The sequence below is a fragment of the Terrisporobacter petrolearius genome (assembly GCF_020748185.1).
Lineage (GTDB): Bacteria > Bacillota > Clostridia > Peptostreptococcales > Peptostreptococcaceae > Terrisporobacter > Terrisporobacter petrolearius.
Map to the genome: position 1 here is coordinate 1 of NZ_JAHZMO010000042.1, position 21279 is coordinate 21279.

Here is a 21279-nt window from a genome sequence, read left to right on the forward strand (position 1 = left end):
GTTGTAGAAAGATGTAGTCTAGAGGGGGTATAAAAAAGTAAAAACAACACTAAATTTAACCTATTTATAGTAGGTTTAGTTTAGTGTTGCAAAAAACAGCCTTTGGCTAAAATCATTTTCGTAGGAAATTATAGTTGGATTTACGTTGTTGATAAACTCTGGAGTTAAGTTATATCAACTCGTTTAGAAAGTGTAAAAAATGTATTTTGATTAAGGTTGTTGTCTGAAATTTCATAGCGCCTTCGCAGTGGTTTAAAGTGGTAGCAAAATGACTGGCCAAATGTTGGTCAAAGGCATATCCTTGGTCATATGAGCAAAGTAAATTTCTTTACTAAGTGAATCTTTATATTTAAATTAGATTACTATTTTTTATATTTATTTGTTATGATTAATTTGAGAGGGAGGGAATAATATTATGAATAAAATAATTAGAGTTACAGCTAGGTTATTATTAGGATTTATAATATATGGTCTAGCTATAGTAGTAATGATACATGCAAATATTGGGCTAAGTCCTTGGGATGTATTACATCAAGGAATTTCTTTAAAAACTGGTCTCACTATGGGGCAAATATCCATAGGAGTAGGAGCTATAATTATAATAATTGATGCATTTATGGGTGAAGGAATTGGATTTGCAACATTAGGAAATGTATTTCTTATAGGTACCTTTTTAGATTTATTTGAAGGTCTTAATATAGTACCTTATGCAAATAATTTATTTATGGGCATTCTTATGATGCTAATAGGAATAGTTTTAGCTGCTATAGCAACTGTACTGTACTTGAAACCAGCTCTTGGTAGTGGGCCTAGAGATGGTTTAATGCTAGCCATAAATAAACGATCATCAAAATCTGTAGGAACAATAAGAACTATTATAGAATTAACGGCTTTAACAGTAGGTTGGCTTTTAGGAGGAAGTGTAGGAATTGGGACAATAATAAGTGGATTTGGATTGGGTTATGCTATACAAATTGCTTTTAAAATAAGCCATATTGATTCTAAATTACTAACTCACGAAAGTGTTATTGAAAGTATAAAATCTTTGAAAAATGGAAATAGAATTCAAGTTGAAACTTGCATGGAAGCTGATGAGGAATAAAAAGAGAAGCTACAATTAGGTAGCTTCTTTTTATTTGAAATTTTTATATTAAATATTTAATTTTCAACAAATGTATCACAGCTAGCATTACCGCTATTTATTTTTATTTTTTTTGCTGTACAATATTTATTATCATTGTAGGAACATTTTATTGCATCACATTTTATATTTTGTATAGTAGTAGGATCTAACTTATTCTTATTTTCACCGTATATAGAACTAGTAAACTGTTGATAATCCTTTTCTTTAAAAGTAGAACAGTAAGTGTCATCAATATCATCTGCAAGAAAACCATCTATGTTTATTCTTCCAGCATAACAATGATTATCATTGTTATGTATACATCTAGTTGCATCGCATCTCAAACTAGTATCCAATTTTAGACCTCCTTAACAAACTATATTAAAGATAATATATGTAAGTTGTATTATTTTATACAATTACTTTTTATTATTTGGAAAACATTTACTACATAAAACAACCACATCTTCATCTGTTTCTCGGCCTAACTTTTTATTTATATGATATACATCTACATTTTCCATACTATTGCAAATAGAGCAGGTATAGTTGTGTTTTTTTAGTATGTTATCTTTAAATAATTGCCAATATAATGAGTCGAGATAATCTTCATATTTAATTCTAAGACTAGTCTCTAAAAAGTCTAAATATAAATAATCTAAATCACAAGTTGTTAAGTTAGTGTGTTCCTGATCAAAAAACTGACAACAGTCTGTTGGTCTTGGAATTTTATCATTAATAACACATTTTATATAATACCTAAAGTTTTCATCAGGACCTTCCAAAGTTAAATGAGAGCAAAAAGTACAACAGTTTTTTGGTAATTTATCCTCTAAAATTTTATTATCCTTTTTCATAATATCCCTCCAATTTTCTAAAGGAGTAAATTTTTATATATAATACATATTAAAAATTTTTTTATATTATTACAAAATGAAAAACAAAAATATTTAACAATAAAGGATTTTAAAAAATAAAAATCAATATATATATTAAATACTTAAATTAAGGTGATATTATGCGAATTTATGATTTTGATAAAAATAGAAAAATAATAAATATAGAATTAGAAGATAGGATTATGATAAGTAAAGAAAAAATAAATAAAAAAATATCAAGTTATATGAATGATAATAAAGATAAGATAAGTGAAATATATGGTAACAATAAAGAAATTCTAAATATTGATGAAGTAAAGAGCCCTTTTACTTATATAAAAAACAAAACTATAGGAACAAAAAGTCTTGACTCAAAACACATATACAAAAGTATATCCAATAAAAATATAGAATTCAGTAAATTTGTTGGATGTAATTTTAATAATATAAAATTCGAAAACTGTACTTTTATTGGAAGTGAATTTAAAAATTGTAGATTTTATAATGTGGACTTTCATAACTGTAATTTTGAAGATGAAGAAAAAATTATAGCATTATTTAAAGAAAAATGTGAATTTAAAAGTTGTAATTTTTACACCACTAATATGAAAAATATAGTATTTGAATTTACTAAATTTATAGAAGTTAAATTTTATCTAAGTAGCCTTAGAAATAGTATTTTTAACAAATCTTCTATTGAAAATATAATTTTTTCAGATTGTGATTTGAAATCTATGAAAATAATAAGAACTGATATAAATATACTGGCTTTTGAAGATGAATTTACAAGTAAGGTGGATGAAAATACATTTATTGATTTATTAAAGTTAAATAATAAGAATAAAAGTTCTTACTATAATATATTTAAAACATATAAAAGTATATCATCAGTGTTTGAAAAAAATAGGTTATTTAATTATTCTGGAGAGTATTACTATCTTGCTAAATGCGCAGAAAGAAAATGTTTAAAAGGATTAGAAAGGCTAAAATCAAATGTTTTTTATTATACTTGTGGATATGGAGAAAGACCAACATTTGCTCTTATATCATCCTTAGAGATTGTATTAATATTTTCTATAATATATATGTTTTCTGGTCTTTGTGTAAATGAAAGAATAATTCATTATAATTTAAATATATTATCCTATCTGCCTAGGAAACTAATGTATATGGATCTTATAGATTGTTTTTACTTTAGTTTAGTTACGTTTACAACAGTAGGATATGGAGATATCTTTCCCATAGGATATAGTGTGCTATTTTCATGTGTGGAAATGTTATTAGGAGTTACTATGGTGGGAGTTTGGACAGCTACTTTAGCTAGAAAAATCACTAGATAAAGATGTAATAATTGGCAAAGTAACCTTGTATATGATAAATTATAACTATTATAAAATTTAGGAGGCAAAAATGAAATTTCAAGATTATAAATATGAAAGACCTAACTATGAAGAAATAAAAAAATCATTTTTAGATTTAGTAAATAAAATAAAATATGCTGACGATTACAAAAATCAACATGGGTACATAATGGACTTAAATAATATTAGAAAACAAATTGAAACCATGTCCACTATAGCTTCAATAAGAAATAGTATAAATACGGCAGATGAGTTTTATGAAAAAGAGACGGGTTATTGGGATGAATATGGTCCGCTATATACAGAATTAAATTCAAGTTTTTATAATGCTATTGTTAATTCTAAATTTAAAGAAAATATAATAAATGATTTTAGTCAACAATTTTATAAAATATGTGAATACTCTTTAAAATCTTTTTCAAAAGAGATAATACCACAGTTACAAGAAGAAAATAAACTAATGTCCAAATATACAAAGCTATTAGCTTCAGCCCAAATTAACTTTAATAAAGAAGAGCTAAACTTATCTGGTATTTACAAATATATGTTATCTCAAGATAGAAAAGTTAGAGAAGAATCATCTAAAGCTTATTATAACTACTTTGAAATACATGAAGAAGAATTTGACGAAATTTATGATAGCTTAGTAAAAATAAGACATGAAATAGCTAAAAAGCTAGGTTTCAGTAACTTTATAGAATTAGGCTATATAAGAATGTACAGAACAGATTACAATCCAGAAATGGTAGTTAATTTAAGAAAACAAGTATTAGAACACATAGTGCCTCTTTGTAATAAGCTATATGAAAAACAAGCTAAAAGATTAAATTTAGATAAATTAACTTATATTGATGAAAATCTAGAATTTTTAGATGGAAACCCGATTATTAAGGGTGACTCAGATTATATAATAAAAAATGGAATAAAAATGTATAATGAGTTATCAAAAGAGACTAAAGAATTTTTTGATTTTATGTTGGAAAATGATCTTATGGATTTAGAAACTAAACATAATAAATCTTCTGGAGGTTACTGTACATATATACCAAATTTCAAAGCTCCATTTATTTTTTCTAATTTTAATAGAACTAGTGAAGATATGGATGTATTAACTCATGAGGCAGGACATGCATTCCAACTATTTATGTCTAGACACATAGACATGCAAGAAATAAACTTTCCAACTTTAGATAGTTGTGAAATTCATTCTATGAGTATGGAATTTATAACTTATCCTTGGATGAATATGTTTTTTAAAGAAGATACGGATAAATACAAATTTGTTCATTTATGCTCTGCTATAAAATTCTTGCCTTATGGAGTTGTAGTAGATGAGTTTCAGCATATTGTTTATGATAATCCTAATATGAGTAAGGATGAAAGAAAAACAGTATGGCGCAATTTAGAGAAGAAATATTTACCACATAGAGATTATGAAAAAAATAAAATATTGGAAAAAGGATGTTGGTTCTTTAAACAAGGACATATATTTAAAGATCCATTTTATTATATTGACTATGTATTAGCACAAATTTGTGCATTTCAATTCCTTAAAAAAATGGAAGAAAGTAGAGAAGAAGGATGGGAAGATTATTTGAGAATTTGTAAAGTTGGTGGAACAGAGTCTTTTATACAAATAGTTAAAACTGGGAATTTAATATCTCCTTTTGATAATAATTGCATTGAATTCATAATAAGTAATTTACAAAAGAACATAGAAAAATTTGAAAAAAATTTATAAAAGAAATCTAAGAATGTGTAAATTACATATTCTTAGTTTTTTTTTATATTTATATCATTATTTACAAAATATTATTTGTGATATATGGAAATTCTAAGTTTGAAGAAGTAAGTTAGGAGGATAATTTATGAATATTTCAAAAAGAATACAATCAGTTCCACCATCAACTATAATGGAATTATTAACTTTTGCAGCGAAAGCAAAAAATCAAGGCAAAAAAGTATATCATCTGAATATAGGTCAGCCAGATATTATGACACCAGAAGGTTTTTTTAAAGCTATAAGAGAATATAAAGGAGAAGTTTTAGAATATGCATTATCAGAAGGTTTACCAGAGCTAATAGAAGCTATAAGAAAGTATTATACAAATTATAATTTAAATTTTGAAAATGATGAGATTTTAATTACTAATGGTGGTAGCGAGGCACTATTATTCACCATGCTTACTATTTGTGATGAAGGAGATAATGTACTAGTTCCAGAGCCTTTTTATTCAAATTATTTTAATTTCTCTAAATCTGTAGGAGTAAATATCAATCCAATTACTACCTTAGCTGAAAGTGGATTCCACCTACCTAATAAAGATGAAATAGTATCAAAAATTAATGATAAAACTAAGGCTATACTATTTTCTAATCCGGGAAATCCAACGGGTGTAGTTTACACGAAAGAAGAATTAGAAATGATTGCAGATATAGCACTTGAACATAATTTATGGATAATAGCAGACGAGGTTTACAGAGAATTTATCTATGATGGTGAGTACACTAGTGTGGGTACTATTGAAAGAGTAAAGGACAGAGTAATAATTGTAGACTCTGTATCAAAACGTTATAGTGCTTGTGGAGCAAGAATAGGATCATTAGCTTCTAAAAATAAGTCTTTTATGGAAGGCATACTTAAGTTATGTCAGGCGCGATTATCTGTGCCGACTTTAGAACAATTAGGAGCCATCCAACTTTACAAAACAAATAATTCTTATTTAACGGAGGTTAATGAAGAATATAGACAAAGAAGAGACGTTCTTTACGATGAACTTATAAAAGTACCAGGTGTTATTTGTAAAAAACCTAGTGGTGCTTTTTATATAGTAGCAAAACTACCAGTAAAAAATGCAGATGACTTTACTAAATGGTTATTAAGTGATTTTGATAAAGATGGAGAAACTGTGATGCCTTGTCCAGCTGAGGGATTTTATCAAACATCTGGACTTGGGGTTGATGAAATAAGACTGGCATATATTCTAAACACTAAGGATTTGCATAAGGCAGCCATACTTTTAAAAGAAGGTTTAGAAACGTATTTAAAGTTAAATAAAGAATAAAAAAATTTATTTTTCATAATAAAACAGAGTTTAATATAAGACTCTGTTTTTTAATTTAAAAACTTTGTAGCCAAAAACATTTAGATGTTTACATAAAGAGAGTGAATCTTACATAATATTGAGAATTAGTAACAATCTGTAATTACCTATGTTACTATTTTGTAATACAAAGTAACAAGTATGTAACTGTAATTTTTCAAGGGGTAATGATATTATAATAGTATAATAAAAGATAAAATTTAAGCAATTATAAAATATATTATAGAGGAAGTGTTGAAATATGAAAAAAGGAATTATCGCAATAACATTATTAGTAAGTGGAGTATTATTAATAACTCCAATTGCAAACGCAATTTCACAAAACAATAAACAAGAAAATGTAGCGCCAGTAAAAGTTGAACAAGCTACAAATACTGCAAAAACAGAAGTTGTAAAAAATAATGAAGAGAAAACAACACAAAAACAAGAAGCTAAAAAGCCAGCAAAAGTTGAAACTGTAGCTGTAAAAACTAAAAAACCAGCAAAAGTAAAAGTTGAGACTAAAAAAGAAGAAACTAAAAAAGAAGAAACTACTAAGCCAGCTAATAACACAGTTGTAAAAGATGATAAAGATAAAGAAGAAGTTAAAACAGGAATGACAAAATCACAGGCTGAAGCAATTTTAAATAAATATTTAAAAGAAGTTGAGAAAGTTGACTTTACTTACACATACCAAGGTAATGAAAATACTTTTAAAGCAATTAACAAAAAAGGAATAAGAGGATATGTATTTTTACCAAATATAGAAACTGATTTAGCTTACTTAGTAGATAAAGATAGTGGATCAGTATATTTCTTCCATCCATCAGGATACTTTGAATTATTACAATAAAATATAGTTAATATAAAAAGAACTTAGCGCTAAAAAGTGCTAAGTTTTTTATTGTACTTGTTTAAAAAACAAAATTTGAGTTTGAAATTATAAAAAAGTAGTTGACAATACAAAAAAATAAAACTACTATTAAATCAAACTAAAAAACAAAAGCGATGATAAGAAGAAGTAATAATTAAAAGAAAGGTATACAGAAAGTTACCGGTTGATGAGAGGTACATACTTATTTAATTATGAATACATCTTTGAGCTTCACACTGAAGAGCAAAGCTTGGTAGGATGTGACGTATTCACACGTTATAGTGACAGAGTATTCTAAAGAGTACTTGTGGAGGTAAGTAATGTAAATTACTTATAAATTAAGGTGGTAACGCGAGATAAGCTCTCGTCCTTTTGAGGGCGAGGGCTTTTTTATTTTTGTGTAAACCACTAAGAAATAAATGATAAATTTTAAGTTTAAAATACAGAATATTTGGTAAATTAATATTGAAATCTTAGTATGTATATTTTCATAAAGTAGTTGCAACCTTTATGAAAGTACAACGTACAAAAACATTTAAATTATTATATTAAAAGGAGAAATTGCAATGAATACACCATTAATAATTGTTATTTTATACGTTATAATGCTACTTGTAATTAGTGTTGTCGTATCCACTAAATCAAAAAAAGATGGTGGAGAAGATTTCTTAATTATATAAAAATAAAAATAGTACACTGGTTACAGCTGTTACAATAGCAGGTGGATCAATATTGTCTAGTTTATTACCAAATGTATTTGATATGAAGACTGCCACATTCTTTTCTTTTATAATATTTATGCTAGTAGGATTTGTTGGAGGAATGGGGTCTGCAAGTGTAAGTAATATATTAAATATTTCTTTAATTTATATAGGAGTAGTATCATCAGCAGTATTAGTTTTGTTTTACCAAGGTGGATGGAAGGTAGCTCAAATTATGGCTGAATCAACACCAGATGTACCATACATGAGTTTAACTTCGGGAATGGGAATACCAGCAATTATAGCATGGATGATAGTTATGTGTGGGAATACAAACTCAGTACAAGGAGCTATACAAATAAGTTTAACATCTAAGGATGATAAAAGTGCAGTAAATGGCTTTAGAATAGGAGCACTTTTAATGATACCAATAGGATTTATATGTGCAATGCTTGGCATAGCATCTAAAGCATTAATCCCTAATGTGGAAGCAACTCAGGCTCTTACAATGATAATAATGAGTCTACCACCAATTATGGCAGGACTTACATTATCAGCATTATGGGCGGCAGACATGTCTACAGCATGTTCTATGTTAATAGGATGTTCTACTACAGTTAGCCATGATGTATTTTTTAGAACTAAAGCAGGAAATAGATTAAAAGATAAATCATTTATGATAAATAAAATAATAATATTAGTAGTTGGAATTTTAACTTATATATTATCATCGCAACTTGGTAGCATATTAAGTGCAATGAAAGTATGTCTATCTATGGCAATAGGAACCTCTATGCTAGTAATAGCAGGCCTTTGGTGTCCTAAATTCGCAAGTAAAAATGCAGGCTTTTTCACCATATTATCATCAGTATTTGCTGTAATAGCATGGTTAGTATGTCCGACATTTCATAACATATTTAAAGATATTGGGTATTGGATGATAGCAGTTAGTGGGATTACTTTTGCAGTGATAAGCCTAGTGGAAAAAAATAAAGTGATTATATATGATAAAGAAAACACTATTGATAATTTAAATTTAGCAAGACATAAATAGATTAGTAAAATTAAAACTAAATAAAAAATAGATTAATCATTAAAATAAATTAAAGAATGATATGTTGATAATAAAATACACAAAATATAAATATAGGAGGTAAAGTATAGGAACATAGTAGTAGTTGTGGCCCTTGGGAGCCATAGAAAGCAAAGAGAAAAAGAACTTTGTCAACTAGCTTCAAAATCAGTTTATGATAAGGTTAAAGTTGTAAATCATGACTGTGATGCAGATGATTTAATAAATGTTGGAACTACACCTTCAGGAACTGAAGTTTATGTTAATCCTTTAGTTGTAGGACGAAAAGTAATAATGATAACAGGTACAGTACATCATATAATGGCAGGATTTGGAGGAGGTAGAAAAAGTGTAATACCTGGTGTGGCTGGAAGACAAACAATAAAACAAAATCATATACAAAGTTTAAGCAAAACAGAAAAACGATCAGATCCTCTAGTTGGAACAAGACTATTAAATCATAACCCAATAAATGAAGATATGAATGAAGCTGCAAAATTGATAGATATAGATTTTGGAATAAATATAGTAGTAAATTCATCATCAAAGCATAGTAAATTAATATGTGGCAATTTCTATGATGCATGGCTAAAAAGCTGCAAATATGTAGATGATGCATATGGATTACCAATAAAAAAAGAAGCAGATATATTTATTGCCAGTCGTGGAGGATATCCAAAGGATATTAACTTATATCAGTCAACAAAATCCTTATTTAATGCAACTAGAGCAGTAAAAAGAGGAGGAACATTAATATTACTTGCTAAGTGTAGTGAAGGTGGAGGAGCACCAGATTTCTTTAACTGGATTGAACCATTAAAGAGGGGAGTTTTAGATGAAGAACTTAGAGGAAGCTTTACAATAGGTGGATATATATTTTATGCAGCCTGTGAGGCTATAGCAAAATGTAATGTTTATATGCTAAGTTCCATAGATCCAGACGTGCTAAAAGATATGAAAATAATAGCTTCAAACAATATTGAAGAGTTGTTAAATAAAATTAATTGCCAAAATAAAGAGATATATATAATTCCATATGGAGGAAATGTAGTTCCTTTATTAGAAGAAGATTAAATAAATTAGAGATAACATATTATTAATTATTGATTTGACAAACTATTGAGTGAAGAATAATTAAATATAGTTTATAAAGTAGTAACTATATAAGAAATAATGTTAAAAGTTAAATATAATCAAAAGATGGAAAATGCCATTTTTTGATTATATTTATAAATAGATTAAAATTATATTAAAAAAATTATATGGAAAAGTTTAATGATAAAATGATTATTTAAGGGTAGCTTTTTTAAATAATGTTAGTTATAATTAATTTGTAATTAAATATTTATGGCTCATTAGCTTAGTTGGTAGAGCACCTGACTCTTAATCAGGGGGTCCTGGGTTCGAGTCCCAGATGGGTCACTTTCAAAACTCATTGATAATACATCAATGAGTTTTTTAATATGAATTATAGAAAAAAATAAATTTTCAAAGGTGGAAGAATGATTTCAATAATAATTCCAATTTATAACGAAGAAAAAAACATTATAAAACTTCAAGACAATTTATCTAAATTAAAGGGAAATTTTGAAGTTATATTTTGCGATGGAGGAAGTAGCGATAAAACGAAAGATTTAATAAAAACTACCTTTACTCTTGTTAATTGTCCTAAGGGTAGAGCAAATCAAATGAATTATGGGAGTGAAATATCAAATGGTGATGTACTATTTTTTCTTCACTGTGATAGTGTAATAGAAGAAGATGTAATTATAAAAATTCAAAATGAAATAGATAGAGGTTGTAAATTAGGCTGTTTAAAACTAAAATTTGATAATGAAATAATATGGATGAAGATTTGCGGTTATATGTCTAACTTAAGAGTTAAACTAAGAAAAATAGCCTTTGGAGATCAAGGAATATTTATAACAAAAGAATTATTTCAAGAAATGGGTGGAATGCCTAATTTACCTATAATGGAAGACTTAGAATTTTCTTTAATGCTAAAAAGAAAAAAATATTACTTTAAACAAATAGATAGCCAAATAATAACTTCATCTAGAAGGTTTTTGGATAAAGGTATATTTAAGGCTATGACTCAAATGCAAAAACTACAACTTCAATATTTGTGTGGAAGAGATATAAATGAAATTAACAAAGAATATAGAGACATTAGGTGATAAAATGAAAGAGGCAATTATTATTTTTACAAGGGTTCCTATACCAGGAAAAACAAAAACAAGGCTACAGAGCTTTCTTACAAAAGAACAATGTGCACAAATTCACAAAAACTTCTTAAAAGATATTAAATGTACTTGTGAAAAATTAAAAAGGGATATTTTTATATTCTATACACCGGAAGATAAAGATAACATACTGAAAGATATTTTTGGATATAAATTCAAGTATAAAATTCAAGAAGGAAAAGACTTAGGTGAGAAGATGTATAATGCTATAGAATATGTTCTAGGGGAAAAATATAAATCTTGTATATTAATAGGAAGTGATATACCTTTTTTAAAAGAAGAAGATTTAAAAAAAGCTTTTGAAATTTTAAAAGATAAAGATATTGTTTTAGGACCAACAGTTGACAAAGGATATTATTTAGTAGGGATGAAAAACACTACTAAAGCAGTATTTGAAAATATTCAATATGGTTATGGAAATGTATTAGATGATACTATAGCATCAATAAAAAATTCAAACTTGACTTATGATTTAACTAATAAAAATATTGATATAGACGAAAAAGATGATTTATTTTATTTTTATAATGAGATAAAAAAAGAAAATGTAAGTAAAAATATGAACACATCAAAATACATTATTAAAGTTATTGAGGAGCAGGAAAGAGGATGTTTACAATTAACGGTTTAGAAGAGTATGTAAAGAGACAGGAATTTTTAGAAGCATTAAATATTCCTAAAGATAGTAAAATTGATTTTAAGTTGCTTGCACAAGGTGAATATAATATAAATTATTTATTTACTCATCCAGTAACTAAGGATAGCTTGATTCTTAGGGTAAATACAGCAAGTCAAATGAACCTAAGCAATCAAATTGAATATGAATATAAATCATTATTGCAATTAAAAGAAAGTAATAGAACTCCAATACCAATATATGTAGATGGAAGCAAGAAACACCTGGACTATGGTGTTTTGGTTATGAATTTTTTACAAGGTGCTCCTTTAGATTATAGAAAAGATTTGTATATAGCGGCAAATTGCTTAGGTGATATTCACAGTGTAGAATTAGAAGAAAACTCACATTTACTGTGCCCTAAAAATCCACTACAAGCAATAATTGATGAATGTGAAACTATGATCCAAACTTACTATAATAGTGACTTGGGGGATGAAGAAAAGAAAAAACAAATAAAAAGAATGTTAAGCTTAGGGCAAAAGATGATAAAAAGTACAGGAGAGTATAAGGGAAGAAGATGCATTATTAACACAGAGCTAAATTCAAGTAACTTCTTAATAAATGGTGAAAATAGTAATAATTATATAATAGATTGGGAAAAACCAATATTAGGAGAGCCGGCACAAGATTTAGGACATTTTCTAGCACCAACAACTACATTTTGGAAAACGGATGTTATTTTATCCCAGGAGAAAATTGAAAAATTTACTGAAGAATATATAAAAGCTATTGGAAATAATTTTAATACTAATGACATAGCAAATAGATTAAATTTATATATTCCAATAACGTGTTTAAGAGGAATTACTTGGTGTGCTATGGCTTGGGTTCAATATAAAGATCCTGATAAATTAATAAGAAATGACTTCACAGCTAAAAAATTGGATGATTACTTATCAAAAGATTTCTTAGATATGGTAGAAAATAGATATTTTAAAAATTTATAAGATTATTGTTTAGGCGTGCTAACTTTAGCATGCTTTTTTTACTATCAATAAGAAGATTACAAATAATGATAAATATATATGATGGCTTTAATAATGAGGGTGAACTTTCTTAAAATGAGAATTATAATTTTCATTATAGAAAAAAACTATATAATAAAAATTATATAAAAATTTATAATTAGATTTAACTTATGGCACATGATAAAATGAATTTACAAATGTAAAAATTTATATAAGGAGGTCGAATTATGGAAAATAAAAAAAGTAATGTTTATGGGAAAATAGCAATTATAATTCTATTATTGATATGTATACTAAGTTATTTTTTAGTTCCATCTATAAAAACAACAATTGATAATATTGCTTTTATGTTTAAATCAGGGGATTTTACAAAGGTAGGAGACTTTGTTGAATCTTATGGTCCTTATGCAGCACTAGTATCATTCATGTTAATGATATTTCAATCTATAGCTGCACCTCTTCCTGCTTTTCTTATTACTTTTGCAAACGCTAACTTATTCGGTTGGTGGCAAGGGGCTATATTATCATGGTCAAGTGCAATGGCAGGAGCAGCAGTTTGTTTCTTTATTGCTAGAATACTAGGACGTGATGTGGCTATAAAATTGACTAGTAGAAGAGGTTTGGAACAAGTAGATACTTTTTTCACTAAATACGGGAAACAAAGTATATTAATCTCTAGACTTTTACCATTTATGTCATTCGATATTGTAAGTTATGCAGCAGGATTAACTGGTATGGGATTTTGGGGATTCTTTATAGCAACTGGGCTAGGTCAATTGCCTGCAACGATAGTTTATTCTTATGTTGGAGGAATGCTAACTGGCGGAGCTAAGTTATTAGTAACAGGGTTATTAATACTATTTGCCTTAACAATATTAATTTTCTTAATGAAACAAATATATAGTGACAGACAAAGAAAAATTAAAAAGAATTTTAAATAGTGCTATCTATTTAATAAATAAAATAAAACTATGGGGGACACAAAATATGAAAATGAAAAAAATGATATCTTTATTAGCTGTTGGTACATTAATGTTTGCTATAACAGCTTGTTCAAAATCTAAAGAGGGAACGTCAGATGAAAAAACATTAATAGTAGAAAATAATGAAGTGAAAATGTTGACGGAAGTAAATGGGAAATATTTTACAGAGTCAACTCGTCATGGTGTAGTGTTTAAAGATGGATCAAATGGAGAAAAGTCAGTGCTTCGTGGATTAGCTGATGAAAAAGAATTCCATCAAGCTTTATTAGATATAGGTGCTAAACCAGGTGATAATTTAACTGCTGAAGATATGAAGGCGTCGTCTTCAGATAAAGGAGCAACTGTAGAAGGAGAAAAATTAGAAGCAGTTGTAACTTGGGAAGGGCAAGACAAAGAAATACCTTTTGAAGATATAATAAAATCAAGTGATGAAAGAAAAATGGATTTACGTTTTGGTGGGAATTTAGGAAGTGCTAAAACTAATAACACTGGTTGTGTGCTTTGTTTAGATAGTTGTGCAACTGGTATAACTAGTGATGCAGCTTATGCAACAGGAACATCACAAAATAAAGAAGTTCAATGGTTTGGCGATGAAAGTGTACTACCAGAAGATGGGACTAAAGTTTGGGTAACTTTCCGTATAGCTAAGTAATTTTATAAACCATAGCAAAGATAATAATATTATATCTCAAGGTGTTGTAGTTTCACTTTGAGATATTCTTATTTAAAGACTTAAAATAAATGAGGAGATAAAAAAATGAAAAATAGAGTAGGAATGGCAATGCTTTATATAATAACTGGTCTTTTAATGTTTCTTGGACCAAAATATATTTTTGTTGGGTGTGGATTTAATCCAGAACGTCCAATGAAGTGTTGGTGGTCAACTCAAGCAATTCTAGGCATAGGAATTTTACTTATAATAGTAGGGATTTGTTATATATTGATAAAATCAAAAGGAATAAATCTTGGAATATCCTTAATGAGTATTTTTATAGGTATGTACGCTATAGCTATACCAAAATTTTTAATAGGTGGATGTAAAAAAGACACTATGCCATGTTTATCAGTAGAATTTCCTTCAATATATTTAATATGTGGAGTTCTAATTATTGTTTCTATAATAAATATTATATATTTAAGGAAAAAAATCGAAGGAAATAAATAATTATGAACAATATAAATAAAAAGAAAAACATTGTTTCAATATCTTTAAATAATTTAAAGTATAGAAAAGTAAGAAGTTTATTTTTAGTTTTATTTGTTATAATACAATCATTTTCTTTATTTACAAGTACATTCTTAATGAGCTCTATGAAAAATGGAATAGAAAATGTTACACAAAGAATGGGTGCAGATGTTATTGTTATTCCAAATGAATATTCAAAAGAGCTTGAGCAGTCACTATTTATGGGTGAACCAAGTACTATGTATTTTGATAGAGAATGGACAGATAAGCTAAGTAGTATTAAAAATATAGATAAAATGTCAACACAATTCTACATTCAAACAATGGAAGCAACTTGTTGCGATGCACCAGTTCAATTAATTGCATTTGATCCAGAAACAGATTTTGTTATTAAACCTTGGTTAAAAGAAGGAAACATCAATTTGAAAAAAGGAGAGGTTGTTGTAGGACATAATGTAGCATCAAAACCAGGTGATATTATTACTTTTTACAACACTAAATTTAATGTAGTTGACAAACTAGATAAAACAGGAACTGGCAATGATAACTCAGTATTTATGAGCTATGAGACTGCCTATGAATTGAAAAACTCTAAAACTGCAAATGATAATTTAAAACTGGATAATATGGAAAATACCATATCAATGGTATTATTAGATGTAAATGATGAGTATTCAAATGAAAAATTAGCATTTGATATAAACACAACATTTGATGATGAAAATATTACTGCATACACATCAAATTCTTTATTTAGTGGAATTATTAATAAAGTTAAGCAATTTAGTGTATATAGCACAATTTTTTCAGTTTTATTGTTTATAGTCACAGCTATGGCCATAATATGCATTTTTATAATTACCATTAATGAAAGAAAAAAAGAAATAGGTATACTATATACTATTGGAGCCAAGAAAAAACAAATTTCTTTAATGATTTTGTTAGAGGGGTTAATCATTACAACTATAGGGTCTATAATTGGAGCTTTATGCTCATTAACGCTAATTACATTGTTTAAAAATTTAATAAGCATGAGTATGGATATACCTTATTTAAATACATTTAACATAGAAACATTAAAAATATCAATTATGTGTTTAGCTATTTCCGTAGTTACAGGATTAATAGCATCAATTATAAGTGTATATAAAATTAGTAAAGAGGATACTGATATACTTATAAGGGAGAATGAATAATGATTTTACAAGCCAAAAAATTAGTAAAAGAATATAAGCGAAGAAATGAAGTATTTAAAGCTGTTAATAACGTAAACTTATCTGTATATAGAGGTGATTTTATAGGCATTATTGGAAGATCAGGGTCTGGAAAGAGCACCTTCTTTCATTTGCTAACAGGATTATGTAAGCCAAGTCATGGAGAAATACTAATAGACCATAAGAGTATAACTTCTATGAGTGAAGATCAGTTATCAGTACTTAGAAATGAGAAGATAGGATACATCACTCAAGGTCAAAATTTATTATCTAATTTTACAATAATAGATAACCTGTGTATGCCATATTATTTATCGGATAAAAATGAAGATGTTTATGATAGGGCATTAAGTCTATTAAAAAAAGTAGGATTAGAAGGTATGGAAAATGAATATCCAAGTAGTTTGTCTGGTGGTGAACTTAGAAGAGTCTCTATTATAAGAGCTTTGATAAATGATCCAGACATAATAATAGCAGATGAACCAACTAGTAACTTAGACTTAGAAAATTCTCATATTGTAATGAAATTGCTTAAAAGTATTAGTGAAGAAAATAAAGCTGTATTAATAAGCACACATGATTTAGAGTTTTTAGACTATACAAACAAAACGTATTGCATGGAAAAAGGCGTTTTAAAAGAAAAATAAAAATAGGGTGGTTATATGAAATATTTAAAAATTATGTACAATGCTTTTTTATGGGCATTAGTATTTGCAATAACATGCTTTAAAAGTGAATGGCTAGAAATGAGGGTTAATATAGGATATATTTTATTTATTGCTTTTGGAGTATTAACTGCAATATTTAGTATTTATTTAAGAAAAAAAAATTTACAATTGGGTTTTAAATTTACTATAATAAACATTGTTATTTGTTTTATTTATGGTAATTTTGTATACGGATTTAAAAGACTACAAGTTGTACCAGCATCAATTATTAGAGAGGGGATAAATATTACGAGAGTACCATTCTCTAAAATAAATTTGATATTGTTAATTATTTTAATTTTAGGATTGCTTTTAATATTATTTTCAGATAGGAAAGAGTATAAGAGCTAATTTTCTATACAATAATTATTCCCTTAAGAAATAATTTATGATTGGAGAAAAATATGAATAAAAACAATATTATAAAAACAAGTTTATTTATAGCTATAATTATACTTGTAATTTTATTAAATAATCATTATGGATGGTCAGATTATATAAGTGATACCAAAAACTTAGATTTTATAAAACAAATGGTTACGGAGAATATATTACTGGCAATGAGCATTTATATGATTTTAACCATTGTAGGATGTGTTGTACTAGCTATTCCAGGGGTAACTTTTGCTGTCTTTGCTGGGATTTTGTTTGGACCAATTTTAGGTATATTTGCTTGCTTAATTGCTACAACTTTAGGTGCGGCCATGGCATTTTTAGTAGGAAGATTTTTTTTGAAAGATATGATAAAGCCCATGCTTGAGAAAAATAAAATTTTGAAAAAACTTCTTTTTTCTGATAATGAAAAAAGTGACTTAATAATTTTAATGATTACTAGAATGGTTCCTATATTTCCTTATAACTTGCAAAATTTTGCTTATGGAATAACAGATATCGGATTTTGGAAATATACAATATATACATTTGTTTTTATGTTTCCAGGAGTATCATTTTTTACCATAGGTTCTGCAGGACTTACAGCAGGTGATAACAAATGGAAATACTTTATTATAGCAGGAGTTTTAGCTATAGTTGTTACACTTGCAGGAATACTTATTCAAAGAAAATATCTAGGAGATAGTAAAGAGGTAATAGAATAATGAAGAATAAAGCACAAGACTGTATTCATTGTAAATTATGTACTAAAAATTGTGATTTTTTAAATAAATATAATATGGATTTGGAAGGTTTCTCAAAAAGAGAAGATTTGGCTTATAATTGTTTTCTTTGTGGAAAATGCAAATCTGTTTGTCCTAAAGATATTGATGGAAAAGAAATTGCATTAAGTATGAGAAAAGAAAAGATTAAGAATAATAATAATGCTATAATGGATAAGGATTATAATATGCTTTTGAAAGAAAAAAATCCTTATATTTTTGCAAACTATAAAAATTCAAATAAAAAATCAGTATTATTTCCAGGATGCAATTTTGTATCATTTTTTCCTAAAACAGGAAAAGTATTAATAGATGAGCTTAAAAAATATGACATTGGTGTTATTTTTGATTGCTGTCAAAAACCAATAGAAGAATTAGGTTTACAAGATGATGCAAATAAAAATTTACAATCTTTAAGAAATAAGATAAAAGAAGAGAATATTGAGGAAATAATAGTAGTGTGTCCAAACTGTTATTATTTTTTAAATGAGAAGTTAGATATAAAGATAATAACTATTTATGAAAAATTAAAAGAACTTAATCTAGGGAAAAGTATAAAGGAAGAAACTCTTCCTATTTACTATCCTTGCCCAGACAGAGAAGAGCAATTATTTTTTAATACAATAAAACATTTTTTAGAAGGAGAAATAAAAAATTCATTTAAAGATACTCAGTGTTGTGGATTGGGAGGGTGTGCCAGCTCTAAAGAAAGTGAATTATCGACAAAATTTGCAAAATCAGTATCCTTAGCAGGAGAAGAAAAACTATTTACTTATTGTGCATCTTGCGTTGGGAATTTTAGACGAAAAGGATTTTTAAATTCTTATCATCTGCTTCCATTAGTGTTAAATGTAGAAGAAGAAGTACCTTTAGGCATGAAATCTTTGTTTAATAGAGCTATGTTTAAATTTAGAAAATAAAAAAAATATTATTTAATTATAAGATAAAGGAGTGAGGGTATGAAAAAAATTATATCAATTTTAATGTGTGCAATTATAATGTTATCTATGGTTGCTTGTGGAAAAAGCAATAATACTGCTACAAATGTAGATGATATGAAATGGGAAGAAGTATTAGAAAAAGCAAAAGGTAGTACAGTTACATTTTATGGATGGGGTGGAGACGAAGAGTTAAATGCTTGGTTAGATAATGTTTTCGCACCAAAAATGAAAGAAAAATACGATATAAAAATGGAAAGAGTTCCAATGGATATAGACCAAGTACTTAGTCAGTTATCAGGTGAAATACAAGCTGGCGAAGAAGATGGAAGTATAGACATGATATGGATAAATGGTGAAAACTTTAAGTCAGCTAAAGAAAATAACATGCTTTACGGACCATTTTTAGAAAAACTTCCAAATGCAGAGAAATATCTTGATTTAAATGCAGATGAAAACAAAAATGATTTTGGATTCCCAACTGAAGGATATGAAGCGCCTTACGGAAAAGCTCAGTTAGTATTTATGAATGATAGTGCAGTTACGAAAAATGCACCAAGTAGTACAAAAGAATTATTAGAATTTGCTAAAGAAAACAAAGGTAAGGTTACATATCCAGCTCTACCTGATTTTACAGGAAGTGCTTTTGTTCGTAATGTAATATACGATATATGTGGATATGAACAATTCCAAGATATGAAAGAGGACAAAGAAACTGTTAAAAAAGAAATACAACCAGCACTTGACTATTTAGTTGAATTAAACAAGTATTTATGGAATAAAGGTAAATCTTTCCCAGCAGACTCAACTCAATTAGATAATATGTTTAAAGATAATGAAGTAGTAATGAATATGACTTATTCAGCTTATGCAGTTGCTAGAGGAATAGAAAATGGAAGTTACACTGATACTACAAAAACTTTCTTATTTGATAAAGGAACTATAGGGAATACAAATTATATGGCTATAGCTAAAAATAGTGGAAATAAAGCTGGGGCAATGGTAGCTATAAATGAAATGATAAGTGCAGAAATACAAGCATCAAGACTTGAAAAGTTAAAAACTATACCTGTAGTTGACAATAGTAAATTAAGTAAAGAGGAAAAAGCAGCATTTGATAAAGTTGATATAGGAAAAGGTGCAATACCTCAAGATGAATTATTATCAAAAAGACTTCCTGAAATGCCAGCTGGTTTAGTTCCAATAATTGAAGAAATATGGTTAGAAGAGGTTGTTGGAAAATAATGAAAAAGAAATATACGCCTTATATATTGTTAATACCACAAATATTACTTCTAATAATATTTATAATAGGGCTTATTAATGGAATCACCCAAAGTTTTGGGGTGATTCCTACTTTTGGTTTAGAGAAGCCCACATTAAAATACTACATGGAAGTACTTTCGTCACCACAGATGAAATCTTCAATTATGTTTAGTTTATATATAGCTTTTTTATCATCAATGTTTTCTGTTTTGTTAGGCACATTAATTTGTGTAATAATAGTAATAAACAAAAAAACTAAATGGTTTTATGAAAAGTTAATTGAGATACCGATTGTAGTTCCACATATAGTTGTGGCCATTTTTATATTAAACATTTTTTCTAAAAGTGGACTTATGGCTAGAATTTTAGCATCTATTGGTATTATTTCTTCGCCAGATCAATTTTTAAATTTGATTTATGATAAATATGGAATAGGAATAATGTTAGCATATTTATGGAAGGAGATACCTTTTATAATTTATTTTGTACTATCTATTATGTCAAATATTAATGATAGTTTAGGAGAAGCAGCCATAAACTTGGGTGCTAGTAAGTATGAAACATTTAAAAAAGTAACGCTACCTTTATGTAAAAATACAATACTAAGTGGATTTTTAATCATATTTGTATTTTCACTGGGAGCATATGAAATACCTCAATTATTAGGTCCTACACTGCCCAAAGCTTTGCCTGTTCTTTCTTATATTCAATATATTCATCCAAATTTACAGAACAGACCATATGCTATGGCACTAAATGGAATAATAATTATAATTTCTTTAATAGCTGCAATTATTTACTACAATTTAATAAAAAATAATATACCATCAATGAAAAAAAAGTAGGTGA

General features: G+C 27.4%; 22 protein-coding genes, 1 tRNA gene, 1 pseudogene and 1 other annotated feature. Of the genes and pseudogenes, 22 read left to right on the plus strand and 2 right to left on the minus strand.

Annotated elements, in window-relative coordinates:
- Positions 1-415 precede the first annotated feature (415 nt).
- Positions 416-1102 (plus strand): YczE/YyaS/YitT family protein, encoded by a 687-nt coding sequence (locus tag K0040_RS16555; protein WP_228109855.1) that lies wholly within the window; start codon positions 416-418, stop codon positions 1100-1102.
- 56 nt (positions 1103-1158) lie between these two features.
- Here K0040_RS16555 and K0040_RS16560 read toward each other — a convergent pair whose 3' ends face one another.
- Both K0040_RS16560 and K0040_RS16565 read right to left on the minus strand, forming a co-directional pair.
- Positions 1159-1479, minus strand: coding sequence for a DUF1540 domain-containing protein (locus K0040_RS16560; RefSeq protein WP_228109856.1), 321 nt, complete (start codon positions 1477-1479; stop codon positions 1159-1161).
- 63 nt (positions 1480-1542) lie between these two features.
- The gene (locus K0040_RS16565) at positions 1543-1980 is read right to left on the minus strand and encodes a hypothetical protein (RefSeq protein ID WP_228109857.1); all 438 of its coding nucleotides are present in this window, start codon (positions 1978-1980) and stop codon (positions 1543-1545) included.
- A 161-nt stretch (positions 1981-2141) separates the two neighbouring features.
- Here K0040_RS16565 and K0040_RS16570 point away from each other — a divergent pair, with 161 nt between their 5' ends.
- The 21 genes and pseudogenes from K0040_RS16570 to K0040_RS16665 all read left to right on the plus strand — a co-directional run bounded on the left by K0040_RS16570 (position 2142) and on the right by K0040_RS16665 (position 21275).
- Positions 2142-3341 (plus strand): ion channel, encoded by a 1200-nt coding sequence (locus K0040_RS16570; RefSeq protein WP_228109858.1) that lies wholly within the window; start codon positions 2142-2144, stop codon positions 3339-3341.
- A gap of 70 nt (positions 3342-3411) precedes the next feature.
- A complete protein-coding gene (locus tag K0040_RS16575) occupies positions 3412-5103 on the plus strand; it encodes a M3 family oligoendopeptidase (RefSeq protein ID WP_228109859.1) in 1692 nt (563 codons plus the stop codon).
- Between the two features lie 127 nt (positions 5104-5230).
- Positions 5231-6427, plus strand: coding sequence for a pyridoxal phosphate-dependent aminotransferase (locus tag K0040_RS16580; RefSeq protein ID WP_228109860.1), 1197 nt, complete (start codon positions 5231-5233; stop codon positions 6425-6427).
- Positions 6428-6707: 280 nt separating this feature from the next.
- Positions 6708-7298, plus strand: coding sequence for a hypothetical protein (locus K0040_RS16585; protein WP_228109861.1), 591 nt, complete (start codon positions 6708-6710; stop codon positions 7296-7298).
- A 146-nt stretch (positions 7299-7444) separates the two neighbouring features.
- Positions 7445-7694, plus strand: a binding site (T-box leader).
- A gap of 357 nt (positions 7695-8051) precedes the next feature.
- A complete protein-coding gene (locus K0040_RS16590) occupies positions 8052-9074 on the plus strand; it encodes a sodium:solute symporter family transporter (RefSeq protein ID WP_265588923.1) in 1023 nt (340 codons plus the stop codon).
- Positions 9075-9185: 111 nt separating this feature from the next.
- A pseudogene (locus K0040_RS22345) lies at positions 9186-9503 on the plus strand (lactate racemase domain-containing protein); the annotation flags it as partial.
- Positions 9489-10166: a nickel-dependent lactate racemase family protein gene (locus K0040_RS16595; RefSeq protein WP_465244998.1), complete on the plus strand. Its 678-nt coding sequence runs from the start codon at positions 9489-9491 to the stop codon at positions 10164-10166. The pseudogene K0040_RS22345 and the gene K0040_RS16595, both read left to right, overlap by 15 nt.
- 275 nt (positions 10167-10441) lie before the next feature.
- Positions 10442-10514 (plus strand) — tRNA-Lys (locus K0040_RS16600).
- Positions 10515-10594: 80 nt separating this feature from the next.
- Positions 10595-11269, plus strand: a complete 675-nt coding sequence (locus K0040_RS16605) for a TIGR04283 family arsenosugar biosynthesis glycosyltransferase (protein ID WP_228109862.1) — start codon at positions 10595-10597, stop codon at positions 11267-11269.
- Positions 11235-11966: a TIGR04282 family arsenosugar biosynthesis glycosyltransferase gene (locus tag K0040_RS16610; RefSeq protein ID WP_228109863.1), complete on the plus strand. Its 732-nt coding sequence runs from the start codon at positions 11235-11237 to the stop codon at positions 11964-11966. The genes K0040_RS16605 and K0040_RS16610 overlap by 35 nt, the downstream gene beginning before the upstream one ends.
- On the plus strand, positions 11945-12961 hold the full coding sequence (locus K0040_RS16615; RefSeq protein WP_228109864.1) for an aminoglycoside phosphotransferase family protein: 1017 nt from the start codon (positions 11945-11947) through the stop codon (positions 12959-12961). The genes K0040_RS16610 and K0040_RS16615 overlap by 22 nt, the downstream gene beginning before the upstream one ends.
- Positions 12962-13209: 248 nt before the next feature.
- Positions 13210-13923 (plus strand): TVP38/TMEM64 family protein, encoded by a 714-nt coding sequence (locus K0040_RS16620; RefSeq protein ID WP_228109865.1) that lies wholly within the window; start codon positions 13210-13212, stop codon positions 13921-13923.
- Between the two features lie 46 nt (positions 13924-13969).
- Positions 13970-14617 carry a YdjY domain-containing protein gene (locus K0040_RS16625; protein ID WP_228109866.1) on the plus strand — a complete coding sequence of 216 codons (648 nt, stop codon included), beginning with the start codon at positions 13970-13972 and terminating at the stop codon, positions 14615-14617.
- 105 nt (positions 14618-14722) lie between these two features.
- A complete protein-coding gene (locus tag K0040_RS16630) occupies positions 14723-15130 on the plus strand; it encodes a DUF4418 family protein (RefSeq protein ID WP_228109867.1) in 408 nt (135 codons plus the stop codon).
- A 2-nt stretch (positions 15131-15132) separates the two neighbouring features.
- Positions 15133-16347, plus strand: coding sequence for an ABC transporter permease (locus K0040_RS16635; protein ID WP_228109868.1), 1215 nt, complete (start codon positions 15133-15135; stop codon positions 16345-16347).
- Entirely contained in the window at positions 16347-17012 is a 666-nt protein-coding gene (locus K0040_RS16640; RefSeq protein WP_228109869.1) for an ABC transporter ATP-binding protein, read from the plus strand. The genes K0040_RS16635 and K0040_RS16640 overlap by 1 nt, the downstream gene beginning before the upstream one ends.
- 15 nt (positions 17013-17027) lie before the next feature.
- A complete protein-coding gene (locus K0040_RS16645) occupies positions 17028-17423 on the plus strand; it encodes a hypothetical protein (RefSeq protein WP_228109870.1) in 396 nt (131 codons plus the stop codon).
- Between the two features lie 53 nt (positions 17424-17476).
- Positions 17477-18169, plus strand: coding sequence for a TVP38/TMEM64 family protein (locus tag K0040_RS16650; RefSeq protein ID WP_228109871.1), 693 nt, complete (start codon positions 17477-17479; stop codon positions 18167-18169).
- Complete coding sequence (locus K0040_RS16655) at positions 18169-19146, plus strand: heterodisulfide reductase-related iron-sulfur binding cluster (RefSeq protein WP_228109872.1); 978 nt, start codon at positions 18169-18171, stop codon at positions 19144-19146. The genes K0040_RS16650 and K0040_RS16655 overlap by 1 nt, the downstream gene beginning before the upstream one ends.
- A 39-nt stretch (positions 19147-19185) precedes the next feature.
- Positions 19186-20409, plus strand: a complete 1224-nt coding sequence (locus K0040_RS16660) for an ABC transporter substrate-binding protein (RefSeq protein WP_228109873.1) — start codon at positions 19186-19188, stop codon at positions 20407-20409.
- On the plus strand, positions 20409-21275 hold the full coding sequence (locus K0040_RS16665; RefSeq protein ID WP_228109874.1) for an ABC transporter permease: 867 nt from the start codon (positions 20409-20411) through the stop codon (positions 21273-21275). The genes K0040_RS16660 and K0040_RS16665 overlap by 1 nt, the downstream gene beginning before the upstream one ends.
- The last annotated feature ends 4 nt before the right edge of the window (positions 21276-21279 follow it).